Genomic DNA, 14705 nt, shown 5'->3' with positions numbered 1-14705 from the left:
GTGACTCGTCAGTGGGTTTGAGTGACTCGTCGGCGGTTCTGCGTGACTCGTCAGCGGACCTGGGCGATGAGGTCGCGGACCTGGGCGACGTCCAGCTGCTCGGAGGCGCGGCCGGTGGCCGCGTCGTAGGTGTCGACCAGGGCGCCGAGGTCCTTGACCATGCGACGACCGCGGGACGGGGCGTCGCCGCAGTCGGCCTGGCACTGGCCGGCCGCGATGCGGTGCGCCACGACCAGGGCATAGAGCGCATGCGCCTCGCCCGGTTCGAGGTCGGGGCTCGTGCCGAAGGTGAAGACTCGCGAGGCCGCCTTGTGCGCATGCCAGTGATCGACGTCCAGATCGCCCTCGGCGACGGGGAACGCGATGCAACGGGCGTACAGCTGATCGTGCGTCAGGTCGTCCTCGAGCCCGTCCAGCACTGCCTCGGCATGGGTGATCGCTGCGGTGATGCGGGAGCGCTCGTTCTTGTCGACCAGGGTCGCGACGCGTCGCGCCTGGGTCAGCCGCAGCCGGGCCCGGATGGCCGAGGAGTCCTCGGTCGTGCCGAACAGTCGGCCGATGAGCGGCACCAGGCGGGGCCGGTCGGCGTCGAGGAGAAGATCGTTGGCCACGCGAGCCTCGTGAGCCAGGATCGGGTGCGTGCACTCGGGGCGATCGCTCCACTCCTCCCCGGCCAACAGCGACACGTACTCCATGACGCAGGCGTTCCCCGTGTCGGCGTCGTGGGCTCCTGCAGACAACGTGGGGAGGGAATCGGGGGACTTCACCCCTCGATCTTCCCATCCACGTGGAGAACACGCAGCAACACCGCCGAATGGGCTCGGGGCGGCCGGTCCGGTCCGATCAGTCGCTCAGGAGCGCGGCCAAGGTGCCACCCAGCTCCGTGGCCGCCTCGCGTCCGGCTTCGTCGACGTCTCCGAGGATCTCGACGACCTCGGCCTGCTGCTGCCACCCGAGGGCCTGCACGATCGACTGGACCGATCGCACGGCCCCGGTCGTGTCATATCGACCGTGCACCAGCAGGCCGTAGGGCTTGCGGCCCGCGGGGCCGGCGTCAGCTGACCCGTCATCGGCCAGCGAACCCCCGGCGGTCAGGAAGATCGTGTCGAAGAAGTGCTTGAGAGCGCCCGACATGTACCCGAAGTTGGCCGGGGTCACGAGCACGTAGCCGTCGGCCGCGAGAACCGCGTCGGTCATCTCGGCGTCGGTGCCCTGCAGGGCGTGTCGCACCACGATGTCAACGCCCTGGATGGACTCGTCCGACGCGCCGGCGACCACCGCATCGAGCAGATGCTGGGTGTTCGGGGTGGGGGAGTGGTGAACGACGAGCAGGCGAACCATGTCTCGACGCTAGTGGACCCTGCGTCGACAGCTTGAGATCCCCCTGCGCGTTTGCGGCCGTGTGTCTACGATTGGTCATGCTCTTCACGGAGGCTGCTCAGGCCCTGCGCGACAACATCGAGCGGGTCATCGACGGCAAGCCGGAGGTCGTGGAGACCACACTGGTCGTCTTCCTGGCCGAGGGACACCTGCTGATCGAGGACGTCCCTGGAGTCGGCAAGACGGTGCTGGCCAAGGCACTGGCGAAGTCGTCCGGCTGCGCCGTGCGTCGTATCCAGTTCACGCCTGACCTGCTGCCCTCCGACATCACGGGCGTGTCGGTCTTCGTGCCGTCCACGCGCGAGTTCGAGTTCAAACCCGGTGCGGTGTTCGCGAACATCGTGATCGGCGACGAGATCAACCGTGCCTCGCCTAAGACCCAGTCGGCGTTGCTGGAGGCGATGGAGGAGCACCAGGTCACGGTCGATGGCACCACCTACGAGCTGGGCAGCCCCTTCACGGTGGTCGCCACCCAGAACCCGTACGAGATGGAGGGCACCTACTCCTTGCCCGAGGCGCAGCGCGATCGCTTCATGGCGCGTATCCAGGTCGGCTACCCCGACGCCGCCGCCGAGCTGGCCATGGTCCGGGGGCGGGACCTCGACAACCCGATGGACACCCTCGGCCCCGTCGTGTCGATCGAGACGGTGCAGCAGATGATCGCCCATGCACGATCCGTCCACGTGTCGTCGGCGGTCGAGCAGTATGCGGTGGCGATCGTCCAGGCGACCCGCAACCACCCCGACCTGCGACTGGGCGCGAGCCCACGCGCCACGTTGCAGATGATTCGCGCCGGCAAGGCGCTTGCGGCCATCCATGGGCGCGACTACGTGCTGCCCGACGATCTCGACGCGCTGGCTCCGGTCGTGCTGCCGCACCGGCTGGTGGCCCATCGCGGTGCGACCAGCGCCGAAGAGGTCGTGGCCGACATCATCGCCCGCACCCCCGTGCCGTCCGAGGCGCCTCGCGGCGCGCATCCGGGCTGATCCATGTCGTCTCGAGCAGTGCCACCTCGCACGCGTCGAATCCGGTTGGCGGCACGCTCGTTCCGCCTGACTCGGCGAGGAATCGGGTTCGGGGTCGCGGCGCTGGTGGTCTTCGTGCTTGCGCCGACCCTCTCGGCACCCGCTCTGCTGTACGCCACCGGACTGCTGCTCGGCCTGCTGGCGCTTGCCTTCGTGTTCGTCGTCGCAGGCCACTCGCGGGTCAGGGTGGAGCGCACCTTCTCGCCGCAGGTCGTCGATCCCGGCCATGAGGTGCATGCGCGTCTGGTCGTGACCAACACGTCCTCGGTGCCGTGCCCGGAGTCGGTCTGGAGGGACCGGCTGCCGTCGGTGGTCGCTGGCGCGGCCTCCGGCACGATGCCGTCGCTGGCCGCTGCGGGGAGCCGCGATGCCAGCGCCACGGCCGACTACGCTCTGTCCTCGTCGACGCGCGGCGCGCACCGCGTCGGACCGTTGAGAGTGCGGGTGGTCGACCCGTTCGGACTGATCGAGCGCCTGCGCGACTTCGGCGAACCCCACGAGGTCACCGTCCTGCCGCGGCGCTACGACCTGCCCGCGATCCGGCCCACGGGCAGCGACGAGGGCGGCAGCACGAGGCCTGCACCTCACCAGGTGGGTCTCGGGGAGGACGACATCATCGCTCGCGCCTACCAGTCCGGTGACGCGCTCAAACGTCTGCACTGGAAGGCCACGGCCCGACGCGGCGAGCTGATGGTGCGTCAGGAGGAGCAGCAGATGAATCCCCGCGCTGCGGTGCTGATCGACCTCGACGCCGATTCTCACGGCACGGCCCGTGACCGCGGGGGCGACTGGGAGTACTCGCCCGGACTCGAGTGGGCCATCGCCGCCGGTGCCTCGATCGTCACCCACCTCGTCCAGGCCGGGTACGTCGTGTCGGTGGGGTCGCCCTGCGGTCAGATCGATGCGGAGGTCTCCGAGGGGCACGACTCCCTGCGACACGTCATGATGGCGCTCGCCCGGTGCGGTCCGGCCGAGGCCGACACTTGGCGCCTGCGGGTCGAACCGGCCACCTTCCTCCTCGCCGGCCGCCTCGAGCCTGCACGAGCCCAACGCTGGGCAGCCGAGGTCGGGCCCGTCGCCTCGGTGCACGCCCTCATGGGATCGGCGAGTCGAACCGGCGCCATCACGATCGCCGACGCGGCCGGCTGGCATCGCACCTCCTGGACTCCCGAGTCCGACATCCCGGAGACCTGGGCCAGCCTCGACGGGAGTCATGCGCATGCCAGGCGTTGAATCCGCTGGACGCACGCCCGTCCGCGGCGGATGGGCCGACATGCTCTGGGGCACCACGGCGCTGCTGGTCCTGCTCGCCGGCTTCACGACCGTCGTCGAGGGCGTGGACTGGTTCGTGAGCACGGCGCTGGTGTGTGTTCTCGTGGCCACCGCGACCATCGTCCTGCGTCAGCTCGGCGCGCGGCGCGTGGTCGCGCCGATCGCCCTGATCGTCGAGGTCGTCGTCCTGTCCTGGGTGTTCGTGCCGGCGACGCTGGTCGTGCTGATCCCGACCCCGGCGACCCTCACCGGATTCAGCGACCTGATCGAGCAGGCGGGTCCGATCATCGCCCAGGAGCAGGCTCCGGTCGCTGCGTCGGCGTCGATCGTGCTGGTGCTGGCGGCCGCGTTCGGCGCGCTGGTGGTTCTGCTGGATCTGCTGATCCAGCAGCGTCAGGGTGTGGTGGTCCTCGGGGCGTTGCTGCTCGCGATCTACATCACCCCGAGCCTGATCACCGGCACGTCGCCGTCGGGGGTGCTGTTCGTCATGGCAGCGGCTCTGTGGTTGATCATGCTGCGTCGCCGCACCGCGGTGGTCCGCACTTCTGTGGGCGAACCCCGGCGGGCTGCCCGGCAGGTCCCAGCCCTGGTGCTGGGCGTCGGTGGTCTGGTGGCTGCACTGATATTTCCTGCCGTTTCCCCCAATGTCAGCTCGGTCGCGGCCTCGTGGGGCAATCCTCCGCCGCAGGTGTTCGGCCCCGGCATCAATCCGATCGTCGAGCTGGGCACGAACCTGCGCCGCAACACACCGGTCCCGGTCATGACCCTCACCACGACGCTCGACGAACCGCCGTACCTGAAGGTGGCGACCCTTCCCAACTTCACCGGCCGCACCTGGCGCCCGGCCGAGAACTTCAACGACGGCCGGTTCGAGGAAATGGCGGTCCGCGACGGTATCTCGGCAGATCGTGCCGCGACGCAGATCTCGGTCTCGAAGCTGCGCAGCGACCTGCTCCCGGTGCCGTATCCCACGGTCGACATCGGTGGCCTCGAGGGTTCCTACCAGGTCGAGCGGACCGGCCTCACGGTGAAGCTGCGCGGATCGGACATCACGGGGCAGACCTACACGACCGAGAGCATCGACGTGCAGCCGACGGCCGAGCAGCTGCGGGGCGCGAACCCGCGCGTCACTCCGGACCTGCGCCGCTACACCGAGCTCGAGGACGCTCCGCCGATCATCTTCGACATGGCGACTCAGGTCACCGAGGACGCGACCAACAACTATGACCGCGCCGTTGCCCTGCAGAACTACTTCAGGTCCGGTGAGTTCGACTACTCCGAGACCGCTCCCGTGGCCGAGGACTACGACGGCAACGGGCTCACCGTGATCGCGGAGTTCTTGCAGCGCAAGGCCGGTTACTGCGTGCACTTCTCCTCGGCCATGGCGGTCATGGCGCGTTCGCTGGGCATTCCGGCCCGGGTCGCGGTCGGGTACGCGCCCGGCGGGCTCACCGGTGAGTTCGACGGCGGACGCCGGGTGTACGAGGTCATGTCCGACGACCTGCACGCCTGGACGGAGCTGTACTTCGACGGAGTCGGTTGGGTGCGCTTCGATCCCACGCCCGGCATCGGTCAGGGGACGGCGTTCTCCGAGCCGGCCTCCGACACTCCGGACTCGACCCTGCCTGAGTCGGGGGTCGAGGACGCGCAGCCGCAGGAGCAGCAGCAGAATCCCCGCTCCGAGGACGGCGCGCTGGCTCCGGGGCAGAGTGAGGAGTCGACGTCGACCGCACCCCGCTCGGCCGTGGCCGTGGCGCTTGCACTGCTCGCGATCGTCCTGCTTCCCGGATTGGCGCGTGTCCTGCGTCGCTCGTGGCGACTTCGGCAGGCCGAGCCCGACCGGGTGTGGCGAGAGATCGAGGACACCGCTCGTGACTTCGGTGTGCTGACCTCGGTGGCGGACACCCCACGCGGGTTGGCACGCCGCCTGTCCGTCCGGCCGGGCATCGACTCGGTCGCACTGGATCGCCTGCTCGACCTGGTCGAGCGGCGGCGGTACTCTCCGGCGACCGTCTCGGGAGACGAGGCGGCCGGCGACGCCCGGGTCGTGATCGACTCTTTGCAGGAGGGGGCCCCCCGCCTCGAGCGGTGGCGTGCAGCGCTGCTGCCCCGATCCCTCGGACCGCGATCAGCCGTAGCCGCCCCCGCACCCACGCCGAACCCGGCCACCTGAGGGCCCGGGCCGGGCGACTTGGACGCACCTGAGGCGCATCCATGGGCCGAGCGAAGCGAAGGCAAGGCGCCCGGGCGAAGCCCGGCAGCCGTGAGGAACGAACGGCTGAAGCTGCGAGGAACGAGCAGCGCGCCGCGAGGAACGGGCAGCGGGCTTCAGGCCTGCATGGGCGGTGGCGGGGGAGTGCCGTCGCCGAACGGGCGGCCGCCGAGCGATTCGCGTCCGTGCGGGCTGGCCCACCCCGACGTGTCCGGTCCGGCCGGCACGATCTGCGTGGGGTTGAGGTCCTCGTGCACGAAGTAGTAGTGGCGCTTGATCTGCTCGAAGTCGATCGTGTCGCCGAAGCCCGGCGTCTGGAACAGGTCGCGGGCGTAGCCCCACAGGGCGGGCATCTCGGCCAGCTTGTTGCGGTTGCACTTGAAGTGGCCGTGGTAGACCGCGTCGAAGCGGGCCAGCGTGGTGAACAGACGGACGTCTGCCTCGGTGATGGTGTCGCCCATCAGGAAGCGGCGGTCGGTGAGGCGTTCCTCGAGCCAGTCCATCGCCGTCCAGAGGCGCTCGTAGGCGCTCTCGTAGGACTCCTGCGAACCGGCGAAACCGCAGCGGTACACACCGTTGTTGACCTCGGTGAAGATGCGATGCATGACCTCGTCCATCTCCTCGCGGACATCAGCCGGCCACAGGTCGGGCGCGCCGTCGCGGTGGAACTCGGTCCACTCGGAGAAGAAGTCGTGGGTGATCCACGGAAAGTCGTTGGTGACGACCTCGCCGCTGGCGACCTCGACCATGGCAGGCACCGTGATGCCGCGCGGGTAGTCGGGATAGCGCTTGAGGTACGCCTCCTGGAGTCGCTCGATGCCCAGGACGGGGTCGACGCCGCCGGGGTCGAGGTCGAAGGTCCAGCTGCGCTGGTCGTGGGTCGGACCGCAGTAGCCGATCGAGAAGGCATCCTCGAGGCCCAGCAGGCGCCGCACGATGATGGCCCGGTTGGCCCAGGGGCAGGCGCGCGCGACGACGAGTCGGTAGCGATCAGCCTCGACGGGCCAGCGCGGCGTGTCCTCGTCCACCTCGGTGTCGGACGTCACGATGCGGTCCGGGATGTAGTTCATGTCGCGGTCGAAGGTCTCGCCGGTCTTGACGTAGGCGCCCTTGGTCGAATGATCGTCGGTCATGGCCCTCAGCATACGAGCGGGAGAAGCTTCCGGCCGGACGCGACCGCACCGGCCGCGGCGGCTATGGGGCCGAGCGCAGCGAGGCAGGCGCGCGGGCGCAGCCCGTCAGCGGTGAGGAACGAGCCGTGCGCCGCTGCTAGGCTAGCCACATCATGCGGTTCACACGCTCGCTTCTTCTGTGCCGCGTCGAGGTCCTCTTCTAGGTCGGACCCCTCGGCGCGGAGTTCGTCACGTCCCGGCCACGCACCACTCACCCTGAGCCGACGAACACCCCGAGGAAGTATCGATGCACCCCTACGTCTCCACTCCGCAACAGCCCAGCGGCATGCGCGTCGAGCGCTACGCGCCGTACGCCCCCGTTGACCTGCCGGATCGCAGCTGGCCCGGCGCCACGATCACCCAGGCGCCCCGTTGGTGCGCGGTCGACCTGCGCGACGGCAACCAGGCCCTGATCGATCCCATGACCTCGGCCCGCAAGCTCGCGATGTTCCAGCTGCTGGTCCAGATGGGCTACAAGGAGATCGAGGTCGGTTTCCCGAGTGCCAGCCAGACCGACTTCGACTTCGTGCGCCAGCTGATCGACGGCGGCCACATCCCCGACGACGTCGTCATCCAGGTCCTCACCCAGTGCCGCGAACCGCTGATCGACCGCACCTTCGAGTCGCTGGTGGGCGCCAAGCAGGCGATCGTGCACTTCTACAACTCGACCTCCACGTTGCAGCGCCGGGTGGTGTTCGGTCTGGACCAGGACGGCATCACCGACATCGCCACGCAGGGCGCACGGTTGTGCCTGAAGTACGCCGAGATCCACACCCCCGACACGCGGATCTCCTACGAGTACTCCCCGGAGTCCTACACCGGCACCGAGCTGGACTACGCACTCGAGGTCTGCAGCAAGGTCATCGAGGTCATCGATCCCACGCCCGACTGGCCGTTGATCATCAACCTGCCGGCGACGGTCGAGATGGCCGTGCCCAACATCTACGCCGACTCGATCGAGTGGATGCACCGCAACCTGCCGCGGCGCGACAGCGTGGTCCTGTCGCTGCACCCGCACAACGACCGCGGCACCGGGGTCGCCGCGGCCGAGCTGGGTTACATGGCTGGTGCCGATCGCATCGAGGGCTGTCTGTTCGGCAACGGCGAGCGCACCGGCAACGTGTGCCTGGTGACGCTGGGCCTGAACATGTTCAGCCAGGGTGTCGACCCGCAGATCGACTTCAGCAACATCGATGAGATCCGCCGCACCGTCGAGTACTGCAACCAGCTGCCAGTGCCCGAACGGCACCCCTACGGCGGCGACCTGGTCTACACCGCCTTCAGCGGATCGCACCAGGACGCCATCAAGAAGGGATTCGAGGCACTTGAAGTGGCCGCGCAACGCGACGGCAGACGAGTCGAGCAGCAGCCCTGGGCCGTTCCGTATCTTCCCATAGATCCAAAGGATGTGGGGCGCTCCTACGAGGCCGTGATCCGGGTCAACAGCCAGTCCGGCAAGGGCGGCGTCGCCTACATCCTGCGGACCGACCACCAGCTGGACCTGCCGCGTCGTCTGCAGATCGAGTTCAGCCAGGTCGTTCAGGGCCTCACCGAGGGTGAGGCCGGTGAGATCGAGCCGGCGGCGATCTGGTCGACCTTCCAGCGCGAGTACCTCGATCGCGTCGACCCGTACGCGCTCACCTCGTTCAGCTCGACCACCTCGGTCGAGGGCCGTGATCAGCAGGTCGTGAACCTCGTCGTGCGCGGGCAGGATCGCTCGTTCACCGGTGAGGGCAACGGCCCGGTCGACGCCTTCGTGGACGGCATGCGGCAGGCGGGCTCGGACATCCGCGTGCTCGACTACAGCGAGCACGCCCTGTCGTCGGGCGGCGACGCGAAGGCCGCGGCCTATGTCGAGGCCGAGATCGGCGGCGAGACGGTCTGGGGCGTGGGCATCGACGTCAACATCGTCAAGGCGTCGCTGATGGCCGTGGTGTCGGCGGCCAACCGCGCGGTCGGGATCACGATTCCCCAGTAAGGCCACCGGGGACTGCTGGTCAGGACGTGGCCGGGTCGTCCTGCTCGTTGCGCGGCCGCATGGCTGCGAGCACGGCGCGCAGGACGGCTCGGTTGCGCTCGGTCGTCCGGACCACGGCCCGAACATCTCGGCGCAGGGTGGAGTCCGAGGGCAGGGCGGTGCGCAGGCCCGGGTAGCGACGGTCGACGGCGAGCTGGGGCAGCAGACTGATGCCGTGCCCGGCTGCCACGACGCTGGACAGCAGCTGCAAGTCATCGGTCTGCCACCGGACGGTCGGCTCGAATCCTGCGTGGCGGCAGGCGTGTCGCACCGCCTGGCCGCATGCCGTGTCGGGAGGCGGCATGACCCACACCTCGTCGGCCAGGTCCGACAGGCTCGGCGGCGTCCGGTGGTCGCGGTTGCTGATCAGCACCAGGGGTTCGGACCACACGGTCTCGGCGCTGAGGCGAGCGGGGATGGGAGTGGGGGCGTGATCGTAGACATCGATCAGGGCGATGTCGAGCCGGCCCTCCTGCAGACCGGTCAAGGTCGCCTGAGGCTCGTCGACGCGCACCGTCATGTCGACGTTGGGGTGCTGCGTGGCCAGCTGGGTCATGGCCGGGAGGACGATCGACGCGGCGGCGGAGGCGATGGTCCCGATCCGGACGCGCCCCGCCAGTCGTTCGTCGAAGGTGTCCAGATCGGCGCGGGCGCCCTGCAGCATGCGGATGATGGTGCGGCCGCGTTCGACCAGCACCTCGCCCGCTGCGGTCAGGGCGACGCCGCGGGGGAGCCGTTCGAGCAGCGTCACGCCGCACTCACGCTCCAGCAGGCTGATCTGCTGGGACACGGCCGAGGCGGTGATCGCATGCGCGCGAGCGGCCTTGGCGATGGACCCGTGGTGCGCCACGTCGACGAACAATCGAAGTCGTGTGGCATCAGGAAGGTCGCGATGCGACGTGGTGAGGGTCGCCATGAGTTGAGGTTAGCAAAACTTACCTCTGGACGATCAGAGGTTTAAGTCGACAGGGTGGTGGTCGTCAGGCTTCGGCGAATTCAGGAGAGCGTGTGTCGCGCATCATCAACCAGGTGGCCGTGTTCGGTCTGGGCAAGGTCGGCGAGCTGGTCGCCGTGCTGCTGGAGGAGTCGGGCTTCAAGGTCGTCGGTCATGACGCCGCTCCGCGCGAGGGTCTCGGCATCGAGACCAGGGCCGTCGACGTCTCGGACGCCGAGGCGCTGCGCGAGTCGCTGCGCGGCTTCGACGCCGTCGTGTCGTGCCTGCCCTTCCACCTGAACATCGACGTGGCCGAGGCGGCCTCGGCCGCCAGCACCCACTACTTCGACCTGACCGAGGACGTGCCGACGACCAACCGGGTCATCGAGCTGGCCGGGACGTCCGGTGAGACGGTCTTCGCGCCCCAGTGCGGGCTCGCGCCCGGGCTCATCGGCATCGTCGGCGCCTCGATCGCCGCCACTTTCGAGGAGATCCGCTCGATCGAGCTGAAGGTCGGCGCGCTGCCGCAAAACCCCACGGGTCTGCTCGGATATGCGGTCAACTGGTCGGCCGAGGGCGTCGTCAACGAGTACCTCAACGACTGTGAGGTGGTGCGGTCCGGGCGCCGCCAGATGGTGCCGGCCATGAGCGAGACCGAACGGGTCGTCATCGGCGGCATCGAGCTCGAGGCCTCGTTGACCTCGGGCGGTCTGGGCACGATGTGCGAGACCTACGACGGTCGCGTCCAACGCCTCGACTACAAGACGATGCGCTATCCCGGCCACTTCGAGCAGATGCGCTTCCTGTTCGAAGAGCTCAACCTGCGCGATCGCCGCGATCTGGTCGGGCAGATCCTGGTCGATGCCAAGCCGCCGGTCAACGACGACATCGTCTACCTGCACGCCGCGGTCGAGGGCGTCAAGAACGGTCAGCCGTTCCGGGAGAACCACGTGCGCGGCTACAAGCCGATCGAGATCGCCGGGACCACCTGGCGGGCCATCTCGTGGACCACGGCGGCCTCGATCGTCGCGGTCGTCGAGCTGGTCGCCGACGGGCGCCTGCCGCAGCATGGATTCATCCGCCAGGAAGACATCGTCATGACCGAGGTGTTCGGCACGATCGCCGGCGCCCGCTTCGAGACCCTGGGAAGGGTGTGAGCACGATGACCGAGACCACCACCATCGCCCGCCAGACACGCGGCATCCTCGAGCGGCTGGGGGTCACGGACCCCTTCGTCGCCGGCCAGGAGGGGGACCTCTCGTGCGTCTCGCCCATCGACGGCGCCGTCATCGGCTCGGTGCGATCACACACTCCGGCGCAGGTCACCGAGCAGATCGGGCAGGCGCACGACGCCTTCCTGCAGTGGCGTTCGGTCCCGGCACCGGTGCGCGGTGCCATGGTTCGCGAGCTCGGTGAGCTGCTGCGCGAGCACAAGGACGACCTGGGAGCCCTGGTCTCGATCGAGGCGGGCAAGATCGTCTCGGAGGGCCTCGGTGAGGTCCAGGAGATGATCGACATCTGCGATCTGGCCGTCGGCCTGTCGCGCCAGCTGCACGGCCTCACGATCGCCACGGAGCGCCCCGGTCACCGCATGATGGAGCAGTGGCACCCCCTGGGTGTCATCGGTGTCATCTCGGCGTTCAACTTCCCCGTGGCCGTGTGGTCGTGGAATGCGGCCCTGGCCTTCGTGTGCGGTGACGCCGTGGTGTGGAAGCCGTCGGAGAAGACCCTGCTCACGGCTCTGGCGTGCCAGGCTCTTGCAGCCGAGGCGGCGCGACGGGTCGGCGCTCCCACGTCCTTGTCGTCGGTCATCATCGGTGACCGCTCGGTCGGTGCGGTGCTGGCCGACGATCCGCGCGTGCCATTGGTCTCGGCCACCGGCTCGACGCGCATGGGCAGGGAGGTCGCTCCCCGAGTGGCCGCTCGTCTCGGCCGCACGCTGCTCGAGCTCGGCGGCAACAACGCCGCCATCGTGGCACCCTCGGCCGATCTGGATCTTGCGGTGCGCGGCATCGTCTTCTCGGCGGTCGGCACGGCAGGCCAGCGGTGCACGTCGCTGCGACGCATCATCGTGCACGAGTCGATCAAGGACGATCTCGTGGCCGGTCTGAAGGCTGCCTACGAGACCCTGCCCGTCGGCTCGCCGCTGGAGGACACGACTCTGGTCGGACCGCTGATCGATCAGCAGGCGCTCGCGGCATTCGGCGCTGCGATCGAGCAGGCGAAGGCCGATGGCGGCACGCTGGTCACCGGTGGTGCGCAGGTCGAGGTCGGCGAGGGTGGTTTCTACGCGAAGCCTGCGATCGTCGACATGCCGGCGCAGACCGACATCGTGAGAACCGAGACGTTCGCCCCGCTGCTGTACGTGCTGACCTACCGTGATCTCGACGAGGCCCTGGTGCTGCACAACGACGTGACGCAGGGATTGTCGTCGGCGATCTTCACCCTCGACGTCCGCGAGGCAGAGACCTTCTGCTCGGCCGTCGGGTCCGACTGCGGAATCGCCAACGTCAACATCGGTCCGTCCGGTGCGGAGATCGGTGGCGCCTTCGGGGGCGAGAAGGACACCGGCGGAGGGCGCGAGTCCGGTTCGGACGCCTGGCGCAACTACATGCGTCGCACCACCAACACGATCAACTACTCCACCGAGCTCCCGCTCGCGCAAGGCGTCGAGTTCGGCTGAGACCGCTCGAGGTCCACCGCCCTCCGGGCAAGCACGCCATACTGATCGGGTGAGCCTCTACCGCGAGTCCGGCGTCGTGCTGCGCGTGCACAAGCTGGGCGAGGCGGACCGCATCATCACGGTGCTGACCCGCGATCGTGGTCTGGTGCGAGCCGTGGCCAAGGGTGTGCGCAAGACCACCTCGCGCTTCGGGGCACGGCTCGAGCCGTTCATGCACGTGCAGCTCATGCTTGCCGAGGGGCGCAGCCTCGACATCATCACGCAGGTCGAGACGATCGACGCCTTCGCCAAGGATCTCGGATCGGACTACCCGGCCTACACCGCCGGCACGGCGATGCTCGAGACGGCCGAGCGGCTCGTGCAGGAGGACGGTGAGCCGGCGGTGCAGCAGCTGCAGCTGCTCGTCGGGGCCCTGCGTGCTCTGGCCGGACGACGCCAGCCGCCCAGCATCATCCTCGACTCCTACCAGCTGCGGGCGCTGTCGATCTCCGGATACGCGCCGACCTTCGACGCATGCGCCCGCTGCGGTGTGACAGGTCCGCACCGGCACTTCCACGCCGCCTCGGGCGGCATGCTGTGCGATGCCGACCGCATGCCCGGATCTGCGATCCCGTCGCCGATCACCGTGACGTTGCTGGCCGCGCTGCTGGCCGGCAACTGGCCCGTCGTCGAGACCGCCGACGACCGGTCCCGTCGTGAGGCCGGATCGATCGTCGCGGCCTACCTGTCGTGGCATCTCGAGCACGGCCTCCGATCGCTGAGTCACGTCGATCGATGACCCGAGCTCCCCACACCCCCCGTTCTCCCACGCCCCATCCCTCGGGCGTCATGGCGCCGAACCTGCCGCCTGACCAGGTTCCGGGGCATGTCGCGATCGTCATGGACGGCAATGGCCGCTGGGCCAAGCAGCGGGGACTGCCGCGCACGGCGGGCCACGAGATGGGCGAGGCGGCCCTGTTCGACGTCGTCGAAGGCGCCATCGAGGTGGGTGTCACGGCCGTCTCGGCGTACGCCTTCAGCACCGAGAACTGGAAGCGCTCACCCGATGAGGTCCGGTTCCTGATGGGCTTCAACCGCGATGTCATCCGTCGTCGCCGCGACCAGATGCACGAGCTCGGTGTGCGGGTGCGCTGGGCGGGGCGACGCCCTCGCCTGTGGCGCTCGGTGATCCGCGAGCTCGAAGCGGCCGAGGAGCTGACCCAGCACAACACGGTCTGCACCCTCACGATGTGCGTCAACTACGGGGGTCGGGCCGAGATCGCCGACGCCGCGGCTGCCTTGGCCCGTGATGTCGCGGCTGGCCGCGTCCATCCCGACAAGGTCACCGAGAAGGTCTTCGCGCGCTATCTCGACGAACCCGACATGGCCGACGTCGACCTGTTCTGGCGGACCTCGGGCGAGCAGCGCACCAGCAACTTCCTGCCGTGGCAGTCCGCCTACGCCGAGATGGTGTTCACCGACATCGCCTGGCCCGATGTCGACCGGCGCGCACTCTGGCAGGCCATCGAGATCTACGCCGAGCGCAATCGGAGGTATGGCAGTGCCTGACAGGATCAAGCGGCAGTCGCCCCGGCGGCTCCTGACCGACTGGACCACCAGCGCCGGCGTCGACGGAACCGGCCTGCTGGCCCTCGTCCTCGAGGGCGCGACCGCGGAGGGCATCCATCTCGCGACCCTGGGTTACGAGGTGTTCGTCCTGCACGCCGACGACGTCTCGGCCGGGGCCGCCGAGCAGGCCGTGCACGTGCACCACGTCGCGGGCGATCCTGCCGCGCTGCCCGAGCCGTGGCGCCGCCGCTTCGACCTGGTGGTGGCCATCGACGCAGCGCCGGCGGTCGAGCAGGTGGCGCCGGCCGGACTGCTGTTCGTCGTGTCGGCCGACTCGATCGATGTCCCCGAAGGCCTCGAGCGGGTCCTGCGTGACGAGGTCGAGGATCCAGGCCAGCCCGGCGCGGTGCTCGAGCGGTCTGTCCTCGCTCGACTCACCTGACCTGCGCGCGACGCGGGAAG

The 14705-nt window shown here is 69.0% G+C and carries 13 protein-coding genes; 9 read left to right on the top strand and 4 right to left on the bottom strand.

The window, feature by feature from the left end; genetic code table 11:
* Positions 1-50: 50 nt before the first annotated feature.
* Together ACHAA3_RS03705 and ACHAA3_RS03700 are read right to left on the bottom strand one after the other, a co-directional pair.
* Positions 51-767, bottom strand: a complete 717-nt coding sequence (locus ACHAA3_RS03705) for a hypothetical protein (protein WP_435707596.1) — start codon at positions 765-767, stop codon at positions 51-53.
* Positions 768-843: 76 nt separating this feature from the next.
* Complete coding sequence (locus tag ACHAA3_RS03700) at positions 844-1341, bottom strand: flavodoxin family protein (protein ID WP_435707595.1); 498 nt, start codon at positions 1339-1341, stop codon at positions 844-846.
* Between the two features lie 77 nt (positions 1342-1418).
* Here ACHAA3_RS03700 and ACHAA3_RS03695 point away from each other — a divergent pair, with 77 nt between their 5' ends.
* Genes ACHAA3_RS03695 through ACHAA3_RS03685 form a run of 3 tightly spaced genes read left to right on the top strand, consistent with a single transcriptional unit; the run spans position 1419 to position 5850 of the window.
* Positions 1419-2366, top strand: a complete 948-nt coding sequence (locus ACHAA3_RS03695; protein ID WP_435707594.1) for an AAA family ATPase — start codon at positions 1419-1421, stop codon at positions 2364-2366.
* 18 nt (positions 2367-2384) lie between these two features.
* The gene (locus tag ACHAA3_RS03690) at positions 2385-3638 is read left to right on the top strand and encodes a DUF58 domain-containing protein (RefSeq protein WP_435707593.1); all 1254 of its coding nucleotides are present in this window, start codon (positions 2385-2387) and stop codon (positions 3636-3638) included.
* A complete protein-coding gene (locus ACHAA3_RS03685; protein WP_435707592.1) occupies positions 3625-5850 on the top strand; it encodes a transglutaminase TgpA family protein in 2226 nt (741 codons plus the stop codon). The genes ACHAA3_RS03690 and ACHAA3_RS03685 overlap by 14 nt, the downstream gene beginning before the upstream one ends.
* Positions 5851-6005: 155 nt before the next feature.
* Here ACHAA3_RS03685 and ACHAA3_RS03680 read toward each other — a convergent pair whose 3' ends face one another.
* Positions 6006-7022, bottom strand: a complete 1017-nt coding sequence (locus tag ACHAA3_RS03680) for a glutathione S-transferase family protein (protein ID WP_435707591.1) — start codon at positions 7020-7022, stop codon at positions 6006-6008.
* A gap of 286 nt (positions 7023-7308) precedes the next feature.
* On the opposite strand from ACHAA3_RS03680, the gene leuA reads away from it, so the two are divergent.
* Positions 7309-9039 carry a 2-isopropylmalate synthase gene (gene leuA, locus ACHAA3_RS03675; RefSeq protein ID WP_435707590.1) on the top strand — a complete coding sequence of 577 codons (1731 nt, stop codon included), beginning with the start codon at positions 7309-7311 and terminating at the stop codon, positions 9037-9039.
* 19 nt (positions 9040-9058) lie between these two features.
* On the opposite strand, the gene ACHAA3_RS03670 is transcribed toward leuA, so the two are convergent.
* Complete coding sequence (locus tag ACHAA3_RS03670) at positions 9059-9994, bottom strand: LysR family transcriptional regulator (RefSeq protein WP_435707589.1); 936 nt, start codon at positions 9992-9994, stop codon at positions 9059-9061.
* Between the two features lie 92 nt (positions 9995-10086).
* Here ACHAA3_RS03670 and ACHAA3_RS03665 point away from each other — a divergent pair, with 92 nt between their 5' ends.
* The 5 genes from ACHAA3_RS03665 to ACHAA3_RS03645 are packed head-to-tail and all read left to right on the top strand — an operon-like array spanning position 10087 to position 14685.
* Complete coding sequence (locus tag ACHAA3_RS03665; RefSeq protein ID WP_435707588.1) at positions 10087-11169, top strand: saccharopine dehydrogenase C-terminal domain-containing protein; 1083 nt, start codon at positions 10087-10089, stop codon at positions 11167-11169.
* A 5-nt stretch (positions 11170-11174) separates the two neighbouring features.
* Positions 11175-12695 (top strand): L-piperidine-6-carboxylate dehydrogenase, encoded by a 1521-nt coding sequence (gene amaB / locus ACHAA3_RS03660; RefSeq protein WP_435707587.1) that lies wholly within the window; start codon positions 11175-11177, stop codon positions 12693-12695.
* Positions 12696-12744: 49 nt separating this feature from the next.
* Positions 12745-13473 carry a DNA repair protein RecO gene (gene recO, locus ACHAA3_RS03655; RefSeq protein WP_435707586.1) on the top strand — a complete coding sequence of 243 codons (729 nt, stop codon included), beginning with the start codon at positions 12745-12747 and terminating at the stop codon, positions 13471-13473.
* Complete coding sequence (locus ACHAA3_RS03650) at positions 13470-14243, top strand: isoprenyl transferase (RefSeq protein WP_435707585.1); 774 nt, start codon at positions 13470-13472, stop codon at positions 14241-14243. The genes recO and ACHAA3_RS03650 overlap by 4 nt, the downstream gene beginning before the upstream one ends.
* Positions 14236-14685 (top strand): hypothetical protein, encoded by a 450-nt coding sequence (locus ACHAA3_RS03645; RefSeq protein WP_435707584.1) that lies wholly within the window; start codon positions 14236-14238, stop codon positions 14683-14685. The genes ACHAA3_RS03650 and ACHAA3_RS03645 overlap by 8 nt, the downstream gene beginning before the upstream one ends.
* Positions 14686-14705: the final 20 nt, after the last annotated feature.

Source organism: Aeromicrobium sp. CF3.5, from assembly GCF_051262695.1.
GTDB lineage: Bacteria > Actinomycetota > Actinomycetes > Propionibacteriales > Nocardioidaceae > Aeromicrobium.
This window is presented reverse-complemented; position numbering and strand designations above follow the sequence as displayed.

Coding starts and splice junctions, on each gene's coding strand:
- ACHAA3_RS03700 (WP_435707595.1), bottom strand. CDS start 1,341: ATGGTTCGCCTGCTCGTCGTTCACCACTCCCCCACCCCGAACACCCAG.
- ACHAA3_RS03695 (WP_435707594.1), top strand. CDS start 1,419: ATGCTCTTCACGGAGGCTGCTCAGGCCCTGCGCGACAACATCGAGCGG.
- ACHAA3_RS03685 (WP_435707592.1), top strand. CDS start 3,625: ATGCCAGGCGTTGAATCCGCTGGACGCACGCCCGTCCGCGGCGGATGG.
- ACHAA3_RS03680 (WP_435707591.1), bottom strand. CDS start 7,022: ATGACCGACGATCATTCGACCAAGGGCGCCTACGTCAAGACCGGCGAG.
- leuA (WP_435707590.1), top strand. CDS start 7,309: ATGCACCCCTACGTCTCCACTCCGCAACAGCCCAGCGGCATGCGCGTC.
- ACHAA3_RS03670 (WP_435707589.1), bottom strand. CDS start 9,994: ATGGCGACCCTCACCACGTCGCATCGCGACCTTCCTGATGCCACACGA.
- amaB (WP_435707587.1), top strand. CDS start 11,175: ATGACCGAGACCACCACCATCGCCCGCCAGACACGCGGCATCCTCGAG.
- ACHAA3_RS03650 (WP_435707585.1), top strand. CDS start 13,470: ATGACCCGAGCTCCCCACACCCCCCGTTCTCCCACGCCCCATCCCTCG.